16 protein-coding genes and 4 pseudogenes are annotated in these 23,613 nt (G+C 64.7%); 9 read left to right on the plus strand and 11 right to left on the minus strand.

Features of this window, described 5'->3' with window-relative positions:
- Window positions 1-46: 46 nt before the first annotated feature.
- A complete protein-coding gene (istB, locus tag ACOJUI_RS15045; RefSeq protein ID WP_422115746.1) occupies window positions 47-859 on the minus strand; it encodes an IS21-like element helper ATPase IstB in 813 nt (270 codons plus the stop codon).
- Window positions 856-2,184: an IS21/IS408/IS1162 family transposase gene (locus tag ACOJUI_RS15050; RefSeq protein ID WP_422117680.1), complete on the minus strand. Its 1,329-nt coding sequence runs from the start codon at window positions 2,182-2,184 to the stop codon at window positions 856-858. The genes istB and ACOJUI_RS15050 overlap by 4 nt, the downstream gene beginning before the upstream one ends.
- Before the next feature lie 151 nt (window positions 2,185-2,335).
- Between ACOJUI_RS15050 and ACOJUI_RS15055 the strand changes: the two are divergent.
- From ACOJUI_RS15055 to ACOJUI_RS15065, 3 genes and pseudogenes are all read left to right on the plus strand, one after another.
- Window positions 2,336-2,802, plus strand: a pseudogene (locus ACOJUI_RS15055) (hypothetical protein); the annotation flags it as partial.
- Between the two features lie 291 nt (window positions 2,803-3,093).
- Window positions 3,094-3,390 carry a hypothetical protein gene (locus ACOJUI_RS15060; protein WP_422115747.1) on the plus strand — a complete coding sequence of 99 codons (297 nt, stop codon included), beginning with the start codon at window positions 3,094-3,096 and terminating at the stop codon, window positions 3,388-3,390.
- A 171-nt stretch (window positions 3,391-3,561) separates the two neighbouring features.
- A complete protein-coding gene (locus tag ACOJUI_RS15065; RefSeq protein WP_422115748.1) occupies window positions 3,562-5,217 on the plus strand; it encodes a heparinase II/III domain-containing protein in 1,656 nt (551 codons plus the stop codon).
- 77 nt (window positions 5,218-5,294) lie between these two features.
- Here ACOJUI_RS15065 and ACOJUI_RS15070 read toward each other — a convergent pair whose 3' ends face one another.
- Window positions 5,295-6,101: an SGNH/GDSL hydrolase family protein gene (locus tag ACOJUI_RS15070; RefSeq protein ID WP_422115749.1), complete on the minus strand. Its 807-nt coding sequence runs from the start codon at window positions 6,099-6,101 to the stop codon at window positions 5,295-5,297.
- A gap of 956 nt (window positions 6,102-7,057) precedes the next feature.
- Here ACOJUI_RS15070 and ACOJUI_RS15075 point away from each other — a divergent pair.
- The gene (locus tag ACOJUI_RS15075; protein WP_422115750.1) at window positions 7,058-7,978 is read left to right on the plus strand and encodes a hypothetical protein; all 921 of its coding nucleotides are present in this window, start codon (window positions 7,058-7,060) and stop codon (window positions 7,976-7,978) included.
- A 235-nt stretch (window positions 7,979-8,213) separates the two neighbouring features.
- On the opposite strand, the pseudogene ACOJUI_RS15080 reads toward ACOJUI_RS15075, so the two are convergent.
- From ACOJUI_RS15080 to ACOJUI_RS15110, 7 genes and pseudogenes are all read right to left on the minus strand, one after another.
- A pseudogene (locus ACOJUI_RS15080) lies at window positions 8,214-8,444 on the minus strand (integrase core domain-containing protein); the annotation flags it as partial.
- 16 nt (window positions 8,445-8,460) lie between these two features.
- A complete protein-coding gene (locus ACOJUI_RS15085; RefSeq protein WP_422115751.1) occupies window positions 8,461-9,453 on the minus strand; it encodes an IS110 family transposase in 993 nt (330 codons plus the stop codon).
- A 321-nt stretch (window positions 9,454-9,774) separates the two neighbouring features.
- Window positions 9,775-10,851 (minus strand): annotated as a pseudogene (locus tag ACOJUI_RS15090) (IS3 family transposase); the annotation flags it as partial.
- Between the two features lie 171 nt (window positions 10,852-11,022).
- Window positions 11,023-12,462 carry a hypothetical protein gene (locus ACOJUI_RS15095; protein WP_422115752.1) on the minus strand — a complete coding sequence of 480 codons (1,440 nt, stop codon included), beginning with the start codon at window positions 12,460-12,462 and terminating at the stop codon, window positions 11,023-11,025.
- Window positions 12,463-13,421: 959 nt separating this feature from the next.
- Window positions 13,422-14,210 (minus strand): ABC transporter ATP-binding protein, encoded by a 789-nt coding sequence (locus ACOJUI_RS15100; RefSeq protein WP_422115753.1) that lies wholly within the window; start codon window positions 14,208-14,210, stop codon window positions 13,422-13,424.
- On the minus strand, window positions 14,207-15,283 hold the full coding sequence (locus ACOJUI_RS15105) for an ABC transporter substrate-binding protein (RefSeq protein ID WP_422115754.1): 1,077 nt from the start codon (window positions 15,281-15,283) through the stop codon (window positions 14,207-14,209). The genes ACOJUI_RS15100 and ACOJUI_RS15105 overlap by 4 nt, the downstream gene beginning before the upstream one ends.
- Before the next feature lie 5 nt (window positions 15,284-15,288).
- Entirely contained in the window at window positions 15,289-16,218 is a 930-nt protein-coding gene (locus ACOJUI_RS15110) for an ABC transporter permease (RefSeq protein WP_422115755.1), read from the minus strand.
- A gap of 284 nt (window positions 16,219-16,502) precedes the next feature.
- Here ACOJUI_RS15110 and ACOJUI_RS15115 point away from each other — a divergent pair, with 284 nt between their 5' ends.
- Both ACOJUI_RS15115 and ACOJUI_RS15120 read left to right on the plus strand, forming a co-directional pair.
- Entirely contained in the window at window positions 16,503-17,924 is a 1,422-nt protein-coding gene (locus ACOJUI_RS15115) for a sodium/glutamate symporter (RefSeq protein ID WP_422115756.1), read from the plus strand.
- A 48-nt stretch (window positions 17,925-17,972) separates the two neighbouring features.
- A complete protein-coding gene (locus tag ACOJUI_RS15120) occupies window positions 17,973-19,601 on the plus strand; it encodes an amidohydrolase (protein WP_422115757.1) in 1,629 nt (542 codons plus the stop codon).
- Window positions 19,602-19,932: 331 nt separating this feature from the next.
- Here the strand turns inward: ACOJUI_RS15120 and arr are convergent, their stop codons facing one another.
- Entirely contained in the window at window positions 19,933-20,358 is a 426-nt protein-coding gene (arr, locus tag ACOJUI_RS15125; RefSeq protein WP_422115758.1) for an NAD(+)--rifampin ADP-ribosyltransferase, read from the minus strand.
- 243 nt (window positions 20,359-20,601) lie between these two features.
- Here arr and ACOJUI_RS15130 point away from each other — a divergent pair, with 243 nt between their 5' ends.
- From ACOJUI_RS15130 to ACOJUI_RS15140, 3 genes and pseudogenes are all read left to right on the plus strand, one after another.
- A complete protein-coding gene (locus ACOJUI_RS15130; RefSeq protein WP_422115759.1) occupies window positions 20,602-21,372 on the plus strand; it encodes a YqjF family protein in 771 nt (256 codons plus the stop codon).
- Between the two features lie 365 nt (window positions 21,373-21,737).
- Window positions 21,738-22,600, plus strand: a pseudogene (locus ACOJUI_RS15135) (NADH:flavin oxidoreductase); the annotation flags it as partial.
- Window positions 22,601-22,828: 228 nt separating this feature from the next.
- Window positions 22,829-23,605, plus strand: a complete 777-nt coding sequence (locus ACOJUI_RS15140; RefSeq protein WP_422117681.1) for an NAD(P)/FAD-dependent oxidoreductase — start codon at window positions 22,829-22,831, stop codon at window positions 23,603-23,605.
- The last annotated feature ends 8 nt before the right edge of the window (window positions 23,606-23,613 follow it).

The following is a 23,613-nucleotide window of genomic DNA, read 5'->3' on the forward strand; positions in this document are numbered from 1 at the left end:
GGGTCAGTTTTCACCCGGTGGCGACACCCCGGGTCGCGGGGTTAGGTTAGCGGAGGTTGGTGCCGGTAGTCGCGCGACGGATTTCGTCGGCTGCGGCGTGGTGGTGGCGGAGTCGGTAGGAGGCGCCGTCGAGGGTGACCACGACGGATCGGTGGAGCAGCCTGTCGAGCATGGCGGCGGCGACGGTGGTGTCGCCGAGGATCTCTCCCCAGGCGCCGACGGGTCTGTTTGTGGTGATCACGATCGAGGTCTTCAGGTATCGCTGGTTGATTACTTGGAACAGCGCTGATGCCGCTTCTCCGGGCAGTGGCAAGTAGCCGAGTTCGTCGATGATCAGCAGGCTGGGCCCAGCGAAGAACCGCATCATCGTGGACCATTTCCCTTCGATCGCGGCGCGGTGGCAGCGGGCAGCGAGATCGGCAGCGGAGCTGAAGTAGACCCGGTAACCAGCGTTGACCGCGGCGGGGCCGAGGCCGGTGGCGATGTGGGTCTTGCCCACTCCGGGAGGACCGATCAGCAGCATGTTCGTCGCGGTCTCCAGGAACCGGCAGGTGCCCAGCTCGTTCAGCAGGTTGGGGTCGATGCCGGAGGCGGCGTCGTGGTCGAAGTCCTCCAGGGTGGCGCCGGTGGGGAGGTTCGCGAAGCGGAACCGTCCAGCGAGCCGTCGTGCTTCGGTGGCGCTGACCTCGATGGCGAGCAAGCGTTCCAGGGCCGTGGTCAGGCTCCACTGTTCGGCCTGGGCCTGATCGAGGATTCCGGGCAGTGCCTTCACGGCGTCGGCCAGTTTCAGCTCGGTCAGGTGGCCTCGCAGCTGCTGATAGATGCTTGCCGTCGTGGTGGGGGTGTTGAGGGGGGTCATGTCAGGGTGTTCCTGTTCTTCGCGGCCTGCTCGTAAGCGGCCAGGCTGATGACTGTCGCGGTCGGCGCGGGCGGTCCGGTCAGTGCGCGGGCGGCGGCCAGCGCGGTAGTGCCGGGTGGGAAGCGTTCCTTGCGGCGGTGCGGCCGGCCTGGGGGCGCGGAGGCCATCGCGATCGTCTCCAGTGCGGTGACGTGCTGATCGGTGCGTCGGGTGATGCCCAGCCCGGGTTGGGCGAGCTGGTGGCGGGCGACCACGGCGCCAGCGGCGGTGGTGATGTCGATGCTGTCCGCGCCGGGGCGCTGGTGAATGGTCACTGTCGCGGCGGCAAGTTCGGGTGGGACCGAGTAGCGGTTCCCCCGCCAGTTGATCAGTGCCTGGCGTGAAGCGGTGCGCTGCTCGGTCACCACCACCGGGAACGCTCTGGAAGGCAGGGGGCGAAGGCGCTCGGCAGCGAACATCTCCCGCGCGGTGGTGGTCCCGGACTCGCCCTCGCGGCGGTGGCCGTCCTGCCGGTCGGCGAACATTTCGATCGAGGCCTGAGCCTGTGTCGCCCTGGTTTCCTCCGCGAGAGTTCGCCACCAGCGCTGCCCGGCGGTGTGGTTGTTCTTCTCCACCACACCCTTGCGGTTCCCGGACCTCGGCCGGCAGGCGACCACCTGCACCCCATGGTGCTTGGCGAAGGCGGAGAACATCGGGATCAGGTCCCCGGTGGCCGGGTCCAGCACGGTCCGCATCCGGTCGAACCGCCACGCCCGCGTGAGCCCGCCGAGGAGGCCGAGCACCGCCGTCATCGCGGCCAGCAGGTGGGGCAGGTCCATCGAAGGGGCCAGTGCCGCGCGCCAGACGCCGGAGTGGGCGAGCGATCCAACAAGCAGGAATGCCTTCTTCGTCGGGTAGCCCCAGTGCTCTGGCGCATCGGGCAGCTCGAGCCAGTCGAACTGGGTTTCTTCCCCGGGCGGGTGCTCGATCACGGCGTTGGGGCGCTTGGTCACGTGCGCGCAGGCCTGGCAGGCTGGACGTAGCGAACGCTCACGGATCTGACGGGTCAACGTCTGATAGGAGCCTTCGAACCCCAGTGGACGCAGCTCGTCGAGCAGCGTCACCGCCCACAGGTGGGGGTCCTCGATCAGTCGCGCGGCGACGTACTCGGTGAACGGGTCGAACGGGTCCGGGACGGTGCTTTTCCGCTTGCCGGGTTCGCGGTCGCCGCGGAGGTAGGAACGGATGGTCTTGCGGCCATGGCCAGTCCGACGGGCGATCTCGCTGATCGTGAATTCCTGGCGGTGTAGAGCGTGGACGTCCACGCTGCTCCTCTTTGAGAGCATGAGGGTAGGGCCTCCCTGGAAGTCTGGTGAGTGGTCAGAGACCACCAGCATCCAGGGAGGCCCGCCTCATGCGACGGAGCGACCCAGACTGGGGAAATTCGGTGAGCACAACTGGGGAACTTCAGCGAGCGCCGTCATGACCGCGGCGACGGCCGCGGTCGCTCGCCAGGAAGGTGTCTCACGAGAGTCCGTGCGGCGCTGGCTGGCGCAAGCCGAGGTCAACGGCGGAACCCGCCCCGGCGTCACCACCGAGGAGTCCGTCGAGGTCAAGCGGCTGAATGCGGAGAGCAATCGATTGCGCGAGGACAACGAGATCCTCCGCCGGGCCTCGATTTTCTTCGCGGGGGAGCTCGACCCCCGCAACCGCTGATCCTCGCGCTCATGGACGAGATGACGGCCGAGGGCTACGGAGTCGCCCTGCTCCGCCGCCAAGAAGCCGTCGCCGGCACCTCCCGCGGAGCAGTGGACCGGGCCATGCGCACCCTCGGCCTGGAGGGCGTTCGACGGGCGAAGAAGTTGCGCACCACCATCCCCGACCCCGAGGGGAAACGTGCCGGTGACCTGCAGAACCGCGACTTCACGGTCCCGGCTCCGAACCGGGTCTGGGTCGACGACTTTACCCACGTGAACACGTGGGCAAGGTTCGTCTACGTCACGTTCGTCCTGGACGTATTCGCCAGCGGATCGCGGGTTGGCGCGCCAGCTTCCGCGAGAGATCCTGATCGTTGCCGGCGACAACCCCGAGCGACCACTCGAAGGCGGCATTCACGAAGCTCGCAGACATCAGTCGAATCCCCACCGGGCCCGGGATGACCAGCGGCAGGCATCGCATCAACCGCGGTGGCCATCGACAGCTGAACGCCGCCATTTACCACACCGTGATCGTCCCGGATGTGGTTCCACGAGTCGATGACCGCCTACGTGGCCCGTCGGACCGCCGAGGGCGAGAGCGAACTCGAGATCATCCGTTGCCTGAAGCGCTACGTCAACCGCGAGGTCTACCACCTCATCAAGACCAACCCCAGATCTGGCGACATGCAAGTTGACAACCATTGGAGCGTCAACGCCCTAGCCGAGCTCGTCCCATCACTCTTCAAGACTGACCCGGTCCCTGACCGGGGGCCATGGAGAACCATCGATGATCCCGTGGCTCCAACTGTGGAGTATCAGAGCCTGGACGTATCCTATCGAGCTTCACCGGGCTAACCCCGCTGTAGACTCCCCGCGTGGTGCATCAACGGCAAGTAGTGGCCCACCGGAAGTCCGCAAGTCTCGCGGGACCTTTCAAAAAGGTACCATGGTTGGCAATAATGCAACTCGATATTCTCTCATGGACGGAAACGGCGCTCAAAAATGGAAGCCTCTTCAAGCTATTCTGTGCTGATCGAAAACACCTTTTCGGAAGGCGACCCGCAATTGCCTATCGCCGAGGGGGGATTAGAGCGGTATGCGAAGGAACAACAAGACCCGATCATTGGCGTGAAGACAGGACGAATAGTCTTCACCGAAAATGACGAGTTCTGGGATCTAAAGTCATCCTTGCCCATTGCGATGCACTTACCAAAGAATACGAGCGCGGATAAGTTCGATTGGTCGCTGGTTTCAGACGTCGAAAGCCAGGGGAGCGCGTTGTGGAAATTTTCCCTAGGCTACCTTCCGGCCTTGATCTCAGAGTTCGGCGCAGTGGAGGATGTCACAATGCTGCTCGAATCTGCCTGGGAGTGGAATTGCTCCAGTGGGTGGGAAGAGCGCGCCAACTGGATGACGTCACTTGATCACGCAATCGCCACAAGGCTAAGGGCAATGACGATGCTGCGTGTGCTTTATAAGCTCGCAGGTGTGAGCGAGCCTCCAGAGGTAACGCTCTTTGCGGTGAATGACGCGCTCCATGTTGCCCGAAATCCGTCTTTAATGTTCCCCATCAACAATCATGGTGCCATGGCAGCAATTGCTGCCATTCACGCCGGAACATTGTTCCCCGAAGTCTCCGAGGCGGTAAGCAAGGAAGGGGCTGCGAACGATTTTGCGACCCTTGGCTGGTCGGAGTTGCAGAGAATCGTTAACGAGATATTCGACGAATATGGCATCGCGAATGAGAACTCACCCGAATATCAGCGATACTGGATTTCGCTACTTACCCCCTTGATCAAGTTTGATGAGCTAATACCAACACGACAGGGTGAGGCCGCGCACGGACATGGCCTCCAGTCGCTTTTACTGAGGATAACCGACGCACTTGATGCCTTTGTCGGCGAGGATTCTAGGCTAATACCAATTGGGGACAGTCATGCGCGTTTATTAAAATCCCCAAAGCGCGAGCGCACACTCGTCTCGGAATCTTCAGGCTTTGCCATCTACCGCTCCGCGGGCACAATGCTCACACTCAACTGTGGCAGTTCTAACTATGCACATAAGCACTGTGACGATACTTCGATTACATTACAGCGTAACGGCGTAGGCCTGATACTGGATAGCGGATTCTTCGGCCATGACTGGAACGACAAACGAGTAATTTTTACGAAGTCGCAGACCGCTCATTCAGGACTATTTTATGATGGTCTAGACGATCTCCACCCTGGGAAGTTATATTGGCCCGGAAATCAGCGCGTCGTAGGGCGATTGGAGCGCATGTCTACACGCGGATTTCACGTTAAATGTTCAGTTGAGATCGACGGCGAATTGGCACTGGAACGAACACTTCAGGTACTTTCTCCCAAAATTATTGAAATTAAGGATTTTGCATATCGAGTTAGTTCTGATCTCGGCCGTCCCGTGAAACGATTTGTGCTTCCGCTTGGCGCCAGTATTGACATTTCAGGTCATCGGGTCGCGGTCTCTCACGAGGGTGTCACCATGGAAATATTTTCTGATGTGGAATCGGACTCAACTGCCGTCAGACTCACGTCAGGAGCTACCCACCCAGAGCTAAAAGGCTGGGTGTCCCCAGAACTTAATCAACTAGAGCCCGCCTACTGCCTCGAGTTGCCGTGTGAAATCGACTCGGTGTCGACCTTAAGGATAGTTACCGATTGAACTGACGATGCCTTCTTTCGACACCGTGGAGTGCACTGGGATCTAGCCAGCAGCGGCGGGCAGGGCAATAGGTGGTGTCATATGCCCATCTCGGCACGGAGCCATTCCCCGAATGCCGTGGCGTAACGGTGCTGGCCGGCCTCGTTCATATGCAGCGTGTCGTAGAAGTCATCCGGGGTCACGTGGGACTGGCTAGCGAAGAAAGGTGCACTAACCCGCGCTGCTTCCTCCCGTGTCACCCTCTGGATGAGCCTACGGATCGCCTCCGGGCTCTGCGGTGCCGGATCTCGCACATCTGGGCGGCGGTACGCAGACGAGACCACGCCGAAGTCCATGCCGAAAGCTCTCGCGGTTTCGAGGACTGCACGGACTGCTCCGCGGTGCACTTCGTCGATGGATAGGGGAGATGACACTTCCTCTGGAGCTGGCAGGATCGGCGTCACGAAGTCGTGGGCATCCCAGTACCGGCCTGGCTGGGAGAGAGCAAAAACATCCACCATTCCGAAAAAGAGGATTACCTTGCTACCGGGGGTCAGCAGCGGTGGGATCTTCATGGAGAGCACCCCAAGTTGGTGCAGGGCGGTCATCCCGGAGTACCCGCCATTGCAGACGCGCCAGTCGTCAGTCAAGCCCCGCTCGATGATGGCCGGGAAACGCGAGTGCTCATCGATGAACATGCTCTCGACGAACGAGTCACCTAGAAGCACGAGCTTCTTGTTCGCGTCGGGCCGGTCCTGGGCGGTGTCGAGGAATCCGTCGGGGGTGCCACGTCGGCGGAAGGGGCCTTCAGTGAGCGTGGAGTTGCTGCTCGCCAGGTAGCCCGCGGGAGGTGTCATCCTGTCCTCATAGCCCGGGCGGATTTCCTTGAGTCGAATCGTGCGCATATCCCGGGACTTTACCCGGAGCCATGGGGTGCTGGTGGACCCCTGCGAAGATCCCGGCGGCTGGACCCTAATCGCCTGATCGATCGGCCCGTGTTCGCGACCTCTCGGGGTGCCTCTTGAACCGGCTGTAAGGGCTCGTGGTGGCCGGCCCGGGGCTGGCTAGCAGGGTTGGCGCTGGTAGCTCCGCCGCGAAAAAGCCGAGGCCGACCGCAAGATCGCGTTCGCCCGGCAAAGCTCGGCACTTCCTTCCCCAGCTCTGCCAGGCGCTGGGACTCGCTGGTAGTCGTCCCGGACCGGTGGCCCTCGTCGATATCATTCTGCCGTGACGGCGCTCGCTGAAGTTCCGCAGAGTCTCGTGATGGTCCCGAGCCAATCACCCACGCGCCGGAACGTTCCAGCCCTTGTAGACGGAGCCAGCCTCGCCCCCAAGGCCATCCTTGTGGCCCGATCCCGAAGCTCATCGGGGTACTTCCTTGGTGTTGCCATGCTCCTCATCGTCCCGTGGGATCAGAGCCTCCACCAGACCGGGGGCGATTCGTCGCACGGACAAACGCGAGACGTTCTCTTGGCGGACGACCGCGGTGACTGCCGCGTTCAAGGTGGAGTACTCCTGCTGGTGCTCGCGCACGAGCCACACGCACCTCGCGCGCAACTGGAATCGATTTTCTTCGGCATGCTGCCGATCCATCCGGACTCAAACAGCAGCGGCATCAACCGCGGGATGCTTCACATGCCAGTTGAGACCTGCCATAGACGTATATTTAGGAAACCAAAGGCAGACCGTGTCGCGCGTGTCAGTCGAGATGCGTCGGGAAGGGCAACCTGAGCAAACGCACTCAACGGCACCGCTGGCGTACCGAGATAAGGAGACAAGCATAATGGCCATCGGAAGAATCGCGATAAGCTCGCCATCGCGCTTAGTTAGCAATCCTGAACTTAGGGTGGAGGACCCTACTATGCTGCTGGTCGAGGGGTCAGCACAGCGCCTGACACTTCTTAAGTGGATCGCACTTTCAAATACGTCAGATATCATTACATGGGATTTGCGAGATGTTCTCTCAAGGCAAGAGCACCCGGACGTCGACCAAATTTGGAGCCTGGCACACTGGCTTGGCATAGCCATAGAGCGCTATGCACCCTGGCTTAAGGTCGCAGTGTCGCCCGGCCCGGACGTTTTAGCTAAGGCGGCGCCGGACCTACTTGAACCTTTGTTAGGCCTGCCCAGCGACGCCGTGCCCGCAAAACGGCACGGCAATTACGGCTGGGACTCGCTCGTCGATCCGTGGGTAGACACGATTCCTGAAATTGGAAACAAGATTCCTAGCGCTTATCGAATTTGGCAATCCGCGAGAAGGTATTTGCTGGCTGGCGAAATCGAGCGAGCCCGGAGGTGCGAGGAGCTGAATTATCTCCTACATAATAGCTACGTATCTGCGAAGCTCGATCTGCGGGGGGAGGTGACCTTCGCGTATGGCGGAATCGGGGTGATCGTTCACCCCGACGCCGACATCCATCAAGGGGTCACAATTGGTGCAAATGTTACCATCGGCAGCAGTGGCTCGCGAGTACGCATCGACGAGAGGTCGGGCAAGCCTTCGACGGTCCCACTTATCGGCGAGTATGTAACAATAGGCGCATGCGCAAATATCTCCGGCGGCATAGAGATCGGGCCGTTGAGCATTATTGCGCCCAACTCGGTAGTTACGAAACCCGTTTCGTCCGGAGAGATTGTTGCGGGTGCTCCGGCACGCCCGATTGGCAAGGTAACGAGGGCCACCGCGCTACGGTATAAGGTTAAGTTCTTGCCTGCGAGATCCCTCACTGATGAGGACTTCATGGAAATAGCCGAAAGGCTGCTGCCCGAGTTGGATACTTGAGGAAGCTAGTTAGGTGCGGGAGCACGAGTGAGGTGAGGCCCCGCGAGGCATCAGCAGAGCCCGAAGGCACGTATTGCGCTTCCTGGACGAGGTTCGGACACGGGCCTTAACGTCGTCGAGCATGACTGAAACGCCTGTAAGTGTTCGTGGTGGCCGGCCCGGGGCTGGCTGGCAAGGTTGGCGCTGGTAGCCCGATGCCCATTGTGACTCCTGAACCGCCCCGGGTTCTCTACCGCTACTTTGCGGGTTCAGGCTCTCGGGTGAGTGCCTCATAGTGAAGCGCCTCGAACTCTATCGGGGTGAGCATCCCGAGGGAGCCGTGGAGGCGCCGATTGTTGTACCAGTCGACCCAGCCAGCGGTCGCGTACTCAACGTCCGCGAGCGTTCTATACGGTCCACGATGGAAGACGGTGGTGCGGATGCACTCGGTCTTGAACAGGCCGTTCACGGTCCCCATGAGCGCGTTGACACTCCTATAGTTGTCAACTCGCGATCTCGCCGGTGCGGGGGTTGACCTTGATGAGGTGGTAGACCTCGCGAATGACGTACCGCTTCAGGCAACGGATGATGTCGCGCTTGCTCTTGCCTTCGGCGGTCCGACGGGCCACGTAGGCGATGGTCGGCTCGTGGAACCTCATCCGGACGATCACGGTGCGGTAGATCGCGACGTTCAGCTGCCGATGGCCGCCGTGGTTGATGCGATGTCGACCGCTGGTCATCCCGGAACCGGTCGGGACGGGGCTGATACCGGCGAGCTTCGCGAATGCGGCTTCGGAGTGGATCCGCTCGGGGTTGTCGCCGGCGACGATCAGGATCTCGGCTGCGGTATCGACGCCGATGCCGAACTGCTCCAGCAGCTGCGGTGCGGTGCGAAGGACGAGCGCCTCGATCGACGCCCTGAGTTCCTTGGCTTCGCTGTCCAGGTGCTGCCATCTGCGGGCCAGGGACCGCAGCGCATAGCGGAGAGAGTCTGCGGGCCTCTCGAGGTTCCGAGGGCGCAGCGCTGCGAGGTGGCGGGCCAGCTTTATCGGCGTCATCCGGTTCGCCTCCCGGCGCAGCGTGTCGTCGGCGTGGACGAGCATCGCCTCCATCGAGATCATCGCTGCGGAGCGGTCGGTCACCGCCGAATCGTGCGCGATCTTGAGCTGCCTGATCATCTCGACGCCGCTGTCCGCGGTCTTCCGAACAGCCGTCGCGAAGCCGGCGAGCACGGAACGGGCGGCGTTCTCCGCATCGAGAGTGTCAGACTTCCCGTTCATGCGCCGCTGGCGGCGATCAGGGCGTCCCGCTTCAACGACCTTGTGTCCGTGTCGGCGCAAGAAGGAGGTGAGGGTGGCGCCGTAGGAGCCGGTGACCTCGATGCCGAACGCGAGGACCTTTCCGAACGAGTCTGCCCAGGCGAGAAGCTGCTTGAAACCGCCGGTATCGGTGGGGACGGTGAGGGTAGCGAGAATGCCGCCGATGGTATCGAGCACGGCGGCGACGTGGATGTGCTTGTGGGTGTCGACGCCGATGACGACGTGCCCGGAATGGACGGTTTCGAGTGTGCTCCTGGTGCCTGTCTCCCTTGACGGTTAGCGTGGTCTCACGCTGTCGCCGGCGGGTGGACAGGACTGTCACGGGGACGCTCTCGACATGCTGCTCCAGGCTCCTATTAGGTCACGCCCGATCCGGCGGCAGCGCTTGCTGCGTGCCCGGCCGGGCGGTCGACAGATCAACGCAAAGGCACCCTGCGGGCCATTCGTAAGCAAGGGTCAGACCGCGTCGGCCGGGACTCCCCCATCCTCGCGGGATCGAGTAGAAAGAGACTGACAATCGTAAGCGTCGCCGACGGTACCGATCGACGGCGCGATGCCCTCGAGGTCGAGATGCTCGGTGTATCGGATCGATGTGTACTGGGACCCGGCATCGCTGTGGTGGATCAAATCTCCAGGTGAGACGGGGTTTCCGTCGCGGTCGCGCTGCCACAGAGCGATCCGCAATGGGGTCATGACGAGATCGGTGCGCATGCTGGAGCTGGCGTGCCAGCCCACGATCCGCTGGGCGAACACGTCCAGGACGAACGCGACGTAGACGAAGCCTGCCCAGGTCCTCACGTACGTGAAATCTGTGACCCACACCAGGTTCGGCGCGGACGGCGGTGAAGTCGCGGTTCAGCAGGTCACCGGCACGTTTCCCGTCGGGGTCGGGGATGGTGGTGCGCAGCTTCTTCGCCCGGCGAACACCCTCGAGGCCGAGGGTGCGCATGGCCCGGTCCACTGCTCCGCGGGAGGTGGCGGCGAGGCCGTCTTGGCGGCGGAGCAGGGCGGCCCACTTCCGCCGCCCGTACAGGCCCTCCGGCGTCATCTGCATCCGCCCGGTGGCCTCGTTGAACCTCCAGGCCAGGTCGCGGATCTTGTCCTCGACCAGCGCGTCTGTGACCGTCCTGGCAGCGATGCGGGCCGGCCTCTTCCAGGCCCGGTAGGTCCGTGCAGCGATCCACAAGCCCTGCTGGCGCAGGACGCAGAGGATCGACTCGACTGCGTAGCCCTCGGCCCTCATCTCGTCGATGAACGCGAGGATCAGCGGTTGCGGGGGTCGAGCTCCCCCGCGAAGAAAATCGAGGCCCGGCGCAGGATCTCGTTGTCCGCACGCAGCCGCTTGACCTCAGCCTTCAGCCGCTTCAACTCGACGGACTCCTCGCTCGTGACGCCGGGCCGGGTCCCGTCGTCGACCTCGGCCTGCGCCAGCCAGCGCCGCACGGACTCGCGTGAGACACCTTCCTGGCGAGCGACTGCGGCCGTCGCCGCGGTCAGGGTGGGGTACTCCTGCTGGTGCTCTCGCACGAGCCGCACGCACCTCGCGCGCAGCTGAGGATCGATCTTCTTCGGCATGCTGTCCATCCTTTCGGACCCAAACAGCAGCGGCATCAAACCTGGGTCAGTTCACTAATGCTCCTTGCGCCAGGAGTTTTAGATACATGCCGGAAGGAGCGTAAACGGGTGGCCCCTAAGGGCCCCGCTATTGGACTCGAGGTGAAACCGAGTCGCCACTTTCGCGCCGCGTCATTCTATGGTCTGACTGAAATCTGCAAATGAACGCACTTTTGAGGCCAAGGCGGCGCGCTGTACTGGACTAAACGTTTTCGCCCACACAATATGGTCATCCATGCCTTCATTCATCAGCGCCTTAAACGGCGAGTTGCCGGACCGGATAGTATCAATCGACTGTGAAATCTCGTTATCAAGGACGGAAGTGAAGTCTGGCACTTCGACGATCGGCTTTATGGCTTGCTGTGCGAGCTTAGGTCTCGTGTCGCCGAGCACAATGTCCCGTGCTGGCTCAAGATCGAGATCGCCGAAACGGAATCGCGAGGGCCGAAAATATGGAGATTCTATTATCCGCGCGTCCGAAGGAGAATCGAAGGGAAGAAACGCAAGCTCTTCGTCCATTGCACGAATTGTATCGAAGACGACTCGCCCTGTCGAGCGCTCATGCGCGGGAAGTCCGCGGGCGGCCCTAATAAGGTTGATCGACATCGCCGGGTTTATCCCTGACATCGATTCAGGCGATGACTGTTTCGGACCAAAATGAAACCTGTTGCGAAAATTTAAGTAGTGCGCATTGATGCGATCCGTGACGGTGCTTCCCGGCAGGTGGTTAAAAGTTTCCAAGAGATCATCAACGTACAGGTCATAAAATTGACGCGTGGCGCCCTTTCCCTGGTGATGATCGAGCATTCCGCGGACACGATCTTGGGTGTACTTATCCCGAATATCTACAGTGGTGAAAACCATGTCTCGAAAACGATCGTCGTAACACTCCCCACCTCCCCCAAGTAGCCTGATTGACATGTTGCTCGTGAGTACAGACAGCGGGCGTACATCGGATGGGACGATCCAGTGATAAGTTCCAAAGACTTGGCTACGCCTACGGGCTAGATGCTGCTCGACACTAAAATTACTGTATCCCACTACTTCCGACGGGCGAGCGTAGCTTCCACCATAGCGCTTGACCAATCCCGTTCCGATTTCCAAGTCAGCTTCAAGGCCCGGTGTAGTCGGGTTAGCGATCGTGTTAAAAATGACGTCGCGCTGCCTTCCCGCCGCCACGAGGGCGCCGAAAACCAGTCGACTGTCCCGACCCCCGGTTATATCAGAAAAGACGGGAAGGCCGTGGTCAACGATTGCAGTTACGTTCTCAATAATCTCTCTTGCGCCACGGTCGATTAGATCCCAGTATTCATCCGGCGACAGTCGTTCCGAACCGCCTAAATCCAGTACCTGCTGTATGGCGATGCTCCCTGGGCTGACAACTACATCATGTGAAACTGGGAGCAACCGTACTCCCTCAACCGGCGTCGCAAACGTATTGAGGTTGAACGCGAAACCGCCCTCGTTGTATAGTGATGTAAGAGCGTTTGCTTCATTAATTTTCTTCTCGATAAGGGCTGCAATGTGGAGGCGATTTGTGACGAGGCCGCTTGAATAGTAGATTGGACTCATACCGAACGGGTCTGTCCGTACGCGGGCCTGATTGTATTCTACTTGGACGATAGAATACGTTCCAGCTCCCAGTCTCCCTGGTTCTGAATGAAGACGATGAGGGCCCACAAGGAATTTTCCATCAACCACTCCGAGACCTTGAATAAAAGTCTCCCCGAGCCGCGAATTCCATGTGTAAAGCGTGAATCCTTCTCGATCTACGGGGTGCGCGCCCAATCCGATTAGCAGTGACCTGGCGTACTCGCGGTCGGGGGCCAGAATCACGAAGTCTGAATATGGGGCCCTGAACGGCACAAATTGTAACTTCCGCATCTGTCGACTCCTATATTTTAAACACTTCGAAACGTCTCGTCGGTCATACATTTGGCTAACTACATATTTACCCAGGTATCTTTAACGACTCCCTTCTAAGCGGCCTTAGTCTTTACGCATGCTTGCATCCTGCTTGATTTCCCAGTATCCGGCGGTTCGCCGAGATCACCGCTTGGCCGGCTATCGTCAAGCGCCTGGTGACGCGTGAGCAACTACCTTAAGTAAACGCAGGTCATCTATGATATCGCTTCGGTGCGTTCTGGGAATGATATCAACGGTCCTTTCGAAAATCGTTTCCATCTCCTTTGCTTAATCACCCGGCTGCTTCGACAGTTGCTACGCTTTGCCTCCACCGACCGGTTGCTCGCTCCGAAATGGCGGACACATTTAGGGAGTCTCTGCCGAAATAACCTCTCTCTCACGTAGGCGAGAGCTTGTTAACGACCACCCGAACGTTGCTCTGAACCAAGAGTTGGTCCTGTTCGCGGCATTGCACCTTTTCTGTATAGAGCGCCTCAAATATTCTTAGCACCGAGAACATGTTTCTCGCGTCCGGCCCCGACCTTAGGTAACATGCAGACGAAGTTCAAATGGAGTACTTTCTCTGTGCGTCGTTGTTTCGCGTGGGCGGGCGTCGGCAGTGCGACCTAATGTTCAATTGCGGCGGCGATCCGCTCGCGCAGTTCGATGAAATCTGGTAAGCGACGCATTTCCTCGCCGAGCATTCGTCCGGCTTTTGCGGAAAGCTCTACGTCTTGGTCGAGCACCACCCGTCCGGGCCGTGAACTCATTACGACAACCCTATCGCCAAGGAACACCGCCTCATCAACGTCGTGGGTGATGAAGAAAACCGTGCGGTTCTCTGCTCGTTGGATATGCAACAGATCCGCTTGCAACCTGGCCCGAGTGATGGCGTCTAGGGCCCCGAAGGGTTCGTCCATAAGGATCACACTGGTCTCGTTGGCGAGCACGCGAGCAATCTGCGCGCGCTGCTGCATGCCACCCGAAAGTTCGTATGGTTTGGCGTCTCCGAAGTCTGCAAGGCCGACCAGCTCTAGATACCTTTGCGCCTTTGCAGATCTCTCCTTCGTTCCTACGCCATGCATTCTCATGCCGAGTGCCACGTTGTCACGGACGGAGTACCACGGATACAGGTTCGGCTGCTGGAATACGACGCCCCGCTCTGCCCCTGGCTTCGTAATTTGTTCGCCCCGGTAACGTGCGGTGCCGCCGGTCGGGTCGAGGAAGCCCGCGATGATCTTCAACAGGGTCGTCTTCCCGCATCCCGAGGGACCCACGACGCACACGAACTGGCCCTCGGGGATCTGCAGGTCGGTTTCGGCGAGCGCGTGGACGACGTCCCCGGAGTCGGTGATGTAGCGCTGGGAGACACCCTCGAGCGAGACGACGGGGCTCGGGTCGGCGTGGTCGGTCACTGGGCGGCCTCCTCGATCGCGTCGGCGTAGGGCATTTCCTGGTACACGGCGTCCTCGGCGAGCGCGTCGATCTCCTGCTGGGCCTCCAGGAACTCCGCGGTGCCGCGGAAGGCGTCGGCGAGCCCGCCCCCGAAGTAGTCCGGCCCGGCCTGCTCCTCCAGCGTCGGGTAGATGTAGCCGGTCAGCAGGTTCTCCGCCTCCTGCGGGGTGATGCCGAGCTGGACGGCGATCGAGACCGACGCCACCTCGGGCTCGTCCCGCAGCAGTCGCGTCCCTTCGGCCTGCACGGCAGTCCACATCGCCATGAACTCGGGGTTCTCGGTGACGAAGGCATCCGTCCCGGCGACCAGGTCGAAGGTGGGCGCCCCCATCTCCGCGCTGTCCTTGCTGGAGAGGATCGGGTGACCGGATTCCAGGAGCTGAGTCAGGGTCGGCTCCCAGATCCAGGCGGCGTCGATCTCGTCCCGCTGCCAGGCGGCGAGGATGGCGTCGGGGGCGAGGTTGATGACCCCTACCTCGCCGCTCAGTCCGGCCTCGTCGAGGGCTGTGAGCAGCGAGTAGTGGGCGGTGGAGCCGAAGGGCACGGCGATGGTCTTCCCCTCGAGATCCGCGAGTTCCTCGGCGGCCGGGTCCTTCGCGATGAGGGACTCGGCGTCGCCGATCACGTCGCTGATCCACAGCACCTTGATGTCCTTCGACAGCGGCGGGGAGGTGGATTTCACGGCGGGACTCGAGCCCACCTGGGCGATGTCCACGGATTCGGAGCCGAAGGCCTGGATGACGTCGCCGCCGGAGTTCATCTTGACCCAGCTGATCGATGCCGAGGGCATGCAGGCCTCGAGCAGCTCCAGGTCCTTGATCACCAGGTCGCCGTTGGGGATGGCCTGCCAGGCGAGGCGGGCCGACGTGGTGATGTCGGGGTCGGGGTCGACGGGGCAGGAGATCTCGCCCTCGAAGTTGTCGGGGTGGCTGGTGCGCCCGGACTGGACGCATCCGCTCAGCAGCAGGACCACGCCGAGGGAGGCGGCGAGGAGCCGGACGCGGCGCGGGCGCGGGGTCGAGGAGGTGCTCATGGCGGTCAGACCTTTCCGTGCCAGGGCACCAGTCGGTCACCGAGCCAGCGGATGCAGCCGTCGAGCGTGACGGCGACCAGACCGATGACGATGATGCAGGCGATGGTGAGCGACGTGTTCAGCTGGGTGCCGGAGATGTAGGCGAGGCCGCCGATGCCGGGGATGCCGTTGTTGAGCTCGGCGGCGACCACCGTGGTCCAGGCGAAGCCGACCGCGAGGCGCACCCCGGAGAAGATCGAGGCGGTCGCGCCCGGCAGCACCACGAAGCGCGCCACCTGGGGCGGGCCGGCGCCCATGCTGCGGGCGGCGGCGAGGTAGTCCTCCCGCACCCCGCGGACGCCGTCGATGGTCGCGATGACGATCGGCGGGAAGGCGGCGAGGAACAGCAGCAGGTACTTCGAGAGGTCCCCGATCCCGACCCACACGATGATCAGGCCGATGTAGCCCAGCGGCGGCAGCGCCCGCAGGAAGTTCAGGTACGGGGCCAGCGCCGTGTTCGCCGGCTCCCACATGCTCATCAGGAACCCGAGAGCGATGCCGGCGACCGCCGCGAGGGCGACCCCGACGCCGATGCGCTGCAAAGAGGCGAGCAGGTGCTCCCACAGGTAGTAGTTCTGGACGCCGCACACCGTGCGCCCGGTGGTCCCATCCACCTCGCGGCAGCGGTTCGCGTCGATGAAGGAGCTCAGCACCGAACCCGGCCCCGGCAGGTAGAGGGGGTCCACCAGCTTCAGCGCGGCGATGGCCCACCAGATGGCCAGGACCCCGACGAGCACCCCGGCCTGCAGCAGGCGATTGCGCCGGGTGCGCCGCGACCTCCCCCGCCGGGCCGCCTTCGCGACCTGCTGGGACCTGTCACCGTCACCCTCTGGGTTGGAGCGATTGGAGGCAGTGATCGGTGGCGGACCCTTCGCCGCGTTCGCTCCTTCGCTCATGGACCGCTCCCGCTCCATCCCATGTCGCCGATTCTCTGGTGGGACAGTACCCTATTGATCCTGGTTAAACGGCTTCAATCACCGGACTCCTCCGAGCGAAGCGGAGGGCGACGGTCGGCGCCAACGCACAATTCGCACTGTTACCAAACTGTGCGCTCTCATGGAGCGTCCCAAGCGTTTTGGCTCCGACGCGACGCGATATTCTCCCGACCAACATCGACCATGATGCGTTCCGCACGTCGCAGCAGATTGCGTGCCGACGGGACCGCGACGAGGAGCTCCCCGTGCCCGCACTCTTCGGCCTCTCCCTCATCGGGATCTTCTGCCTCATCGGCATGGCGCTGCGGCGCTGGATCCCGGCGTTCCGCACCAACATGGTCCCGGCGTTCGTGATTGCCGGGTTCCTCGGGGCGATCGCGATGAACGTGGGCCTCTCAGGCGTCTTCGAAGGCGTCGACCATCAGCTGTTCACGATGCTGACGGCGCAGCTGTTCACGCTGTCCTTCATCTCGATCGGGCTGACCCCGCCGCCTCCGAGCACCAAGGACGACGGCGGCCGTACCCAGCGGGTGCTGCTGCGCGGCGCCTGGGCGATGGGGCTGACGTGGACGCTGGTGTTCTCTATCCAGGCGCTGGTGGGGGTCGGCGTCGTCTCCGCCACCGGCAGCGCGGGCGGGATGGACCCGATCTACGGGTTCATGGTGCCGTTCGCCTTCGCGCAGGGACCGGGGCAGGCGGTCACCTTCGCCGGTATCTTCGAGCAGCAGGGCTGGACGGATGCGGTGGACGTGGGGCTCGCCTTCGCCTCCGCGGGCTTCGCCGCCGCGTTCCTAGTGGGCGTACCGCTCGCCAAGTGGGGCATGAGCAAGGGCCTCGCCACCCATTCGATGGGGATCTCCGATTCCGTGGGGAAGGGCTACTTCCGCGATGAGGAGGAGACGGAGTCGATGGGCACGGAGACCACCTTCTCCGGCAGCATCGACACCCTCACCGTCCACTTCGCCCTGATGGGCGTCTCCTACGTGCTCGCCCACGGCCTGGCGTGGATCTTCGGGCACCTGCCCGGCTTCGTGGGCGACACCATCAGCGGCATGATGTTCATGAACGGCCTGATCGCCGCCTATGTCGTGCGCTGGGTGATGCGCCGCATTCGGGTCGAGCACCTGCTGGACCGGCAGCTGCAGGCCAAGATCACCGGCTTCACCACGGACTTCGTAGTGGTCGCCTCGTTCATGGCCGTCCAGGCCGCCGTGGTCGCCGCCTGGGCCGTGCCGATCGCGGTGACGGCCGTGGTGGTCATCATCATCACCGTGGTGCTGTGCTTCCTCATCGGTCAGCGCTACGGCAGCGACCACGACTTCGAGCGCACCATGGGCATGTACGGCACCCTGACCGGCACCACCCCCACCGGGCTCGCGCTGGTGCGGATCCTGGACCCGCGCATGCGCACCACCACCATGGCGGAGATGGGGCTGATGAACCTGCCCGAGCTGCTGTACATCCCGGCCATGCTGACCATCTCCGCGGCCTTCGCCGGCGAGCTGGGGCTGATGCCGGCCCTCGGCGTGATGGCGGCGCTGACCGCCGGCTACTTCGTCATCATGCTGGTGACCCGCAGCTTCGGCCGGCGCACCTGGACCCTGCAGGGCACCACCGCCGAGGACTCCACATCCGCCACCCAGTCCGCCCCGACGACCACCGCCTGACCTGCCGGCGCGACCCCCGCCGACTCTCCGACCGAAGGACACCTCACCGTGGAGACGCTCTACCATTCCGGCCGCATCCTCACCATGGTCGACCAGGACGACGCCCCGGAGGCGGTGCTGGTGCGCGAGGGCCGCATCGCCGCCGTCGGCCCCCTCGACCAGGTGCGCGCCGCCGCCTCGGCGGAGGCCGAGACGGTGGACCTCGACGGCCGCACCCTGATGCCCTCTTTCATCGACTCCCACGGCCACCTCCTCCAGCACGGCATGCTCGCCTCCCTGGTCGACCTCGAGCACGCCCGCAGCATCGCCGAGATCATCTCCGCCTTCCGCGACCGCCTCGCCCTGCGCGATCACGACGACCGCTCCCCGCTGATCGGTGCCAAGTACGACCCGCAGCTGCTGGCCGAGGGTCGCCACCCCACCCGCGCGGACCTCGACGCCGTCACCACGCAGCTGCCCGTCTTCGCCCTGCACCGCAGCCTGCACGTCGCGGTCGGGAACTCCTTCCTGGTCGACGGCGCGGGCCTGAGCGCGCAGATCCCGGACCCGGAGGGCGGCCGGTTCGGGCGCTTCCCCGACGGCACCCCCGACGGGTACGTCGAGGAGCATCCCGCGATGGCGGCCTTCATGCCGATGCTCTCCCCCGGCGGCGGGGGCGGCCTGCTGCCCACCGGCCTCACCGACCCGGTCCAGGCCGCGGAGCTCGCCGCGGCGGACTACCTGCGCCACGGCATCACCACCGCGCAGGAGGGCGCCGCCGATCCCGCCACCATCATCGGCCTGATCGAGGCCTCCCGCGCCGGGGCGCTGGGCCTGGACGTGGTGGTCTACCCCGTGGTCCAGAGCGGCACCAGCGTCGTCGACGAGCACCCGGAGTTCGCCGGCGACTACGTGGGCGGGCTGCGCCTCGGCGGGTACAAGATGATCCTCGACGGCTCCCCGCAGGCGCGCTCGGCCTGGATGAGCGAGCCCTACGCCCCGATCCCGGGTGATGAGGAACCGGGCTGCGCCTACCCGATCCACACCCCCGAAGAGGTCGAGGCCTTCACCCGCTCCGTCGCGCAGCAGGGACGACAGCTGATCGTGCACTGCAACGGCGACGCCGCCGCGCAGCTGTGGGTGGACACCGCCGAGCGCGTGGGCGCGGAGCTGCCGGCGCTGCTCGAGGCTCGGCCAGTCATGATCCACGCCCAGACGGTGCGCGACGATCAGCTGGAGCGGATGGCGAGGCTCGGGATGATCGCCTCGATCTTCTCCGTGCACACCTGGTTCTGGGGCGACGTGCACCTGCGGAACTTCGGGCCGGTGAGGGGGCGGCGGATCTCCCCCGCCCGTTCCGCGCTGGACCGCGGGGTGCGGGTGACCCTGCACCAGGACACCCCGGTCACTCCCCCGGACATGCTGCTGAGCCTCTGGGCGGCGGTGAACCGGATCAGCCGCACCGGGCGGCCCGTCGGCCTCGAGGAGCGGATCTCCACCTGGGAGGCGCTGCGCGCCGTCACCTGCGAGGCCGCCTACCAGTACGGCGAGGAGGACTCCAAGGGGCAGCTCCGCGAGGGGATGCGCGCGGACCTGGTGATCCTCTCGGCCGATCCGCTCGCCACCGCGCCGCAGGACCTGCGGGAGATCGAGGTGCTGGCCACGATCAAGGACGGCGAGGTCGTCTTCCGGGCCTGAGCGCCCGACCCCGTGTCGACGCCCTGATGGGTGTCGTGCATCCGGTGTCCGGGACTGATTCGGCCAGCGGCACCGCGGTCCGGACGAACCATGGAGCGGCCGAGCCGCTCCTTAGCTCAGCTCGGGTCGACGTCAGGCCACTCGCTCGTCGAGTACGCCTCTACTGTCCGGTCGGAACCGCCGATAAAGTGATCGACGGTCGTGTCGGCCGATAACTTTAACAACGTTGGTCGTCGGCCGATCCGCTCGCCACCGCGCCGCAGGACCTGCGGGAGATCGAGGTGCTGGCCACGATCAAGGACGGCGAGGTCGTCTTCCGCGCCTGAGCGGGTCAGTCGATGATCGTGTCCTGTCCCGTCCGCTGCAGCTCGGCGAGCGCGTCCTGCATCGCCCGCACGCTCTGCGGCGAGTGGCGGGGCCAGTCCTCCAGCTCGCGGAGCACCCGGACCGGCTCCGGGGTGCGGTACGAGCGGGTGGGGTTGCCCGGGAACCGCAGATCGGTGAGGTTGGGGTCGTCCTCGAGCTCCCCTGTCGGCTCCACCACGTAGATCCGGGGCGGGGCCTCGCCGCGGGCGAGCTGCGCGCCCCAGGCCGCGGCGGCCAGGGTCCGGGTGAGGTAGACGTGCCGCAGCGGGGCGTGGCCCGAGTGGTTCGAGGGCTGCCGCGGCGTGAGCAGGTCCCCCGGGCGCAGCACGGCCCTGGTGCCGTGGAGGTAGAGGCCCTCGTCGTAGACCTCGAAGGGGACGGGCTCGCTCATCATGGCCTCCTCGGGCGCGGGACGGGTGGCGGTGCGCGGTCGGGATCATCGTCCTCGGCGTCTGTCGGCCGTGTCGAGACCGGTGCGGCCCGGCCTCTCCGCGCCGCTGCGCGCCTCCCGCGTCGATGGCCGCTTATGATCCGGCGGTGAGCTCACTCCTTCCGCGCCCGGCCGGCCCCGCCGTCGGCCCCCGCCCGGCAGCGACGCCGCGCCGCCCCGCAGATCGTGCGTCGGGACGCGCCGATGGCTGCTGACGAGATCTCCGCGCAGCCGCCGCCGCTGGGCGGGCGCGCCATCATGCGCCAGCGCTGGAGCGAGGTGTCCTTCCTGCACTGGCGCGTCGACCCCGCCCTGGTGGCCCCGCACATGCCGCCGGGCTGCCGCCCGGATCTCGTCGACGGCAGCGCCTGGGTGGGGCTGATCGCCTTCCAGATGTCGAACACGGCGTTCCTCGGCGGTCCGCGGATCCCGTGGCTGGGCGATTTCCCCGAGGTCAATGTGCGCCTGTACTCGATCGATGCCCTCGGCCGCCGCGGCGTAGTGTTCCTCAGCCTCGAGGCCTCGCACCTGCTGCCGGTGCTGTTCGCCCGCGCCGTCTTCGGCCTGCGCTACCAGTGGGCCGCGATGTCGATCCGCGGCGGCGAGGACGGCGGCGCGCTGACCTATCGGACCCGCCGGATCGGGCGACCTGCTGCCCGCTCCCGGATCACGGTGCGCCCCCTCGAGCCGCTCGCGGGCCGGGCCGGCGACCCGGAGGATGCCATCGCGGTCGCGCTCACGGCGCGGTGGGCGTTCCATCAGCGCCACCTGGGCCGCACCCTGTTCTGCCGCAATCAGCATCAGCCCTGGCCCCTGCAGCGCGCCGAGCTGGTGAGCCTCGATGACCAGCTGCTGCGGGTCGCCGGCTTCGGCGCCCTCGCGGACCGGGCGCCGGACTCGGTGCTCTACGCCTCCGCGGTGGACACAGAATTCGGGGGGCCCTCGCGCGTGCCGCGCGGCCCCGCGCAGGGGTGATCCGTCGGCGAGCAGCCACCCCGGCGACCACCGCAGCCGCGGGCGGCCGCGACCGCCCACCGGGTGCCACCGGGACCTTCCGCCCCGGACCGTCTCGATCCTCCGCCTAACCTCACAGTATGGCGTGGGCAACAGGGGCTTGACCTCTCGTCGGCGCCATCGGGACTGCACAGGTCGTGCACCCCGCCGGGGTCGTCGGCCAGTTGCTCTGATGGCCGAGGTCCTCGGGTCCTCGGAAGGAGCACGCCGTGACCGCCACCCTCCGCGCCCTGCGGACCACCTCGGAACCCGTTCGGTTCCCCCACACCTTCAGCCCGCTCGCGATCGGCAGCGTGGAGCTGCGGAACCGCACCGTCGTCCCGGCCATGGACTCCGGGATGCTCGAGAGCGACGGTTCCGTGGGCCAGTACGCCCTGGATTACTACGGGGCCCGCGCCGACGGCGGCTTCGGACTGGTGATCGTGGAGATCGCCGCCGTGCAGCGGTGCGGGGTGGGCATGCCGCACGAACCGAACATCTGGGACGACACCGCCCTGCCGGGCCTCAGCCGCCTGGCCCGGCGGATCAACGCCGGCGGTGCCGCCTCGGCGATCCAGCTCCACCATGCCGGCCGCGAGACCGTCGCCGCGATGGCCGGGGAGCAGCCCGTCTCCGCCAGCGCCGTGCCCTGCCCCGTGAACCGCGAGACCCCCCGCGAGCTGAGCACCCAGGAGGTCTACGAGCTGATCTCCGACTACGGCGACGCCGCCGCCCGTGCCCAGCGCGCCGGGTTCTCGCTCATCGAGGTGCACGCCGCCCACGGCTACATGGGCGGCCAGTTCCTCTCCCCCGCTCCAACAAGCGGATCGACGAGTTCGGCGGCGACATCCACGGGCGCACCCACTTCCTGCAGCTCGTGCGCGAGGACATCGCCGCGAAGTGCGGAGCGGACTACCCCGTCATCGTGCGGATCTCCATGACCGAGGACCGGATCGGCGGGCCCGACCAGAACTCCACCCTGATGCAGGCGATGCTGCTGGAGGACTACGGCTACGACGCGATCCACGTCTCGGCCGGCTCCTACGGCTCCTGGGACACCATCGTGCCCCCGCCGGACTGGGCGCGAGGATGGAACCTCGATGGCGCCAAGCGCGTGCGCGAGGCCGTGAGCGTGCCGGTGATCGCCGTCGGCCGCATCAACGAGCCACACCTGGTGGAGATGGCACTGAAGAACGGCTACGCGGACTTCGTGGCGCTGGGGCGACCCTCGATCGCCGATCCCGCCTTCCCGAACAAGATGCGGGACGGGACGCTGCTGGACATCGTGCCCTGCATCTCCTGCACGCAGCGGTGCATGAGCTTCAACGATCCCAGCACGCTGGACGAGGGCGACTTCGGCGTCTCGTGCATGTTCAACCCCTTCTCCAACAACCGTGCCGAGATGCGGCCGGTGCCGGTCGAGACCCCGAAGCGGGTGATGATCGTCGGGGCCGGTCCGGGCGGGCTGGAGGCCGCGCACGTCGCCGCCGCGCGAGGCCACGAGGTGACCCTGTACGACGCGGGGCCGCGCAACACGGCCGGCGGCCAGCTGCGCATCGCCGCCTTCCCGCCGTTCAAGCAGGAGCTCACCCGCCCCATCCGTCACTGGCTGCACAAACTGGACCAGACCGGGGTGAGGCAGGAGTGGGGGGTCAGCGTGACCGAGGAGCTGATCCGTGAGGTCGATCCCGACGTGCTCATCATCGCCACCGGTTCCGAGCCGGTCACCCCGCCGATCCCCGGCAGCGACGGGCCGCACGTCACCCAGGCCGTGGACGTGCTGCTGGGCGAGCCGGTGGCCGGAAAGATCCTGGTGGTCGGCGCCAGGGAGACCGGCGTGGAGACCGCCGAGTACGCCACCGACTACTGCGAGGAGGTGGTGCTGGTGGACATGCTGCCCACGATCGCCCCCGAGATGTACCTGACGGTGCGCGATTCCCTCCTGCGGCGGATGAAGGCCCTGACGATCCAGGTGATGACCGAGACGAAGGTCAAGGAGTTCACCGCCGACGGCGCGATCGTGGAGCGCGACGGGGAGGAGCTGCAGATCACGGGCTGCTCGAAGATCGTGCTGGCCACCGGCGTACGCACCCGCCGGGTGCTCGAGGGGGCGGAGGCGCTGGTCACCGAGACCCACCGGATCGGCGACGCGAAGCTCACCCGCAACGCCGTCTCCGCGATCTGGGAAGGGGCCCGGGTGGCGCTCGCGATCTGAGGGACCGG

The sequence above is a fragment of the Brachybacterium sp. UNK5269 genome, from assembly GCF_049266655.1.
Lineage (GTDB): Bacteria > Actinomycetota > Actinomycetes > Actinomycetales > Dermabacteraceae > Brachybacterium.

What these genes read in the sequence shown, in the direction of transcription:
- istB (WP_422115746.1), bottom strand. Translation starts at nt 859, where the DNA reads ATGACCCCCCTCAACACCCCCACCACGACGGCAAGCATCTATCAGCAG.
- ACOJUI_RS15050 (WP_422117680.1), bottom strand. Translation starts at nt 2,184, where the DNA reads ATGCTCTCAAAGAGGAGCAGCGTGGACGTCCACGCTCTACACCGCCAG.
- ACOJUI_RS15060 (WP_422115747.1), top strand. Translation starts at nt 3,094, where the DNA reads ATGACCGCCTACGTGGCCCGTCGGACCGCCGAGGGCGAGAGCGAACTC.
- ACOJUI_RS15070 (WP_422115749.1), bottom strand. Translation starts at nt 6,101, where the DNA reads ATGCGCACGATTCGACTCAAGGAAATCCGCCCGGGCTATGAGGACAGG.
- ACOJUI_RS15075 (WP_422115750.1), top strand. Translation starts at nt 7,058, where the DNA reads ATGCTGCTGGTCGAGGGGTCAGCACAGCGCCTGACACTTCTTAAGTGG.
- ACOJUI_RS15095 (WP_422115752.1), bottom strand. Translation starts at nt 12,462, where the DNA reads ATGAGTCCAATCTACTATTCAAGCGGCCTCGTCACAAATCGCCTCCAC.
- ACOJUI_RS15105 (WP_422115754.1), bottom strand. Translation starts at nt 15,283, where the DNA reads ATGAGCACCTCCTCGACCCCGCGCCCGCGCCGCGTCCGGCTCCTCGCC.
- ACOJUI_RS15110 (WP_422115755.1), bottom strand. Translation starts at nt 16,218, where the DNA reads ATGAGCGAAGGAGCGAACGCGGCGAAGGGTCCGCCACCGATCACTGCC.
- arr (WP_422115758.1), bottom strand. Translation starts at nt 20,358, where the DNA reads ATGAGCGAGCCCGTCCCCTTCGAGGTCTACGACGAGGGCCTCTACCTC.
- ACOJUI_RS15130 (WP_422115759.1), top strand. Translation starts at nt 20,602, where the DNA reads ATGGCTGCTGACGAGATCTCCGCGCAGCCGCCGCCGCTGGGCGGGCGC.
- ACOJUI_RS15140 (WP_422117681.1), top strand. Translation starts at nt 22,829, where the DNA reads ATGATCGTCGGGGCCGGTCCGGGCGGGCTGGAGGCCGCGCACGTCGCC.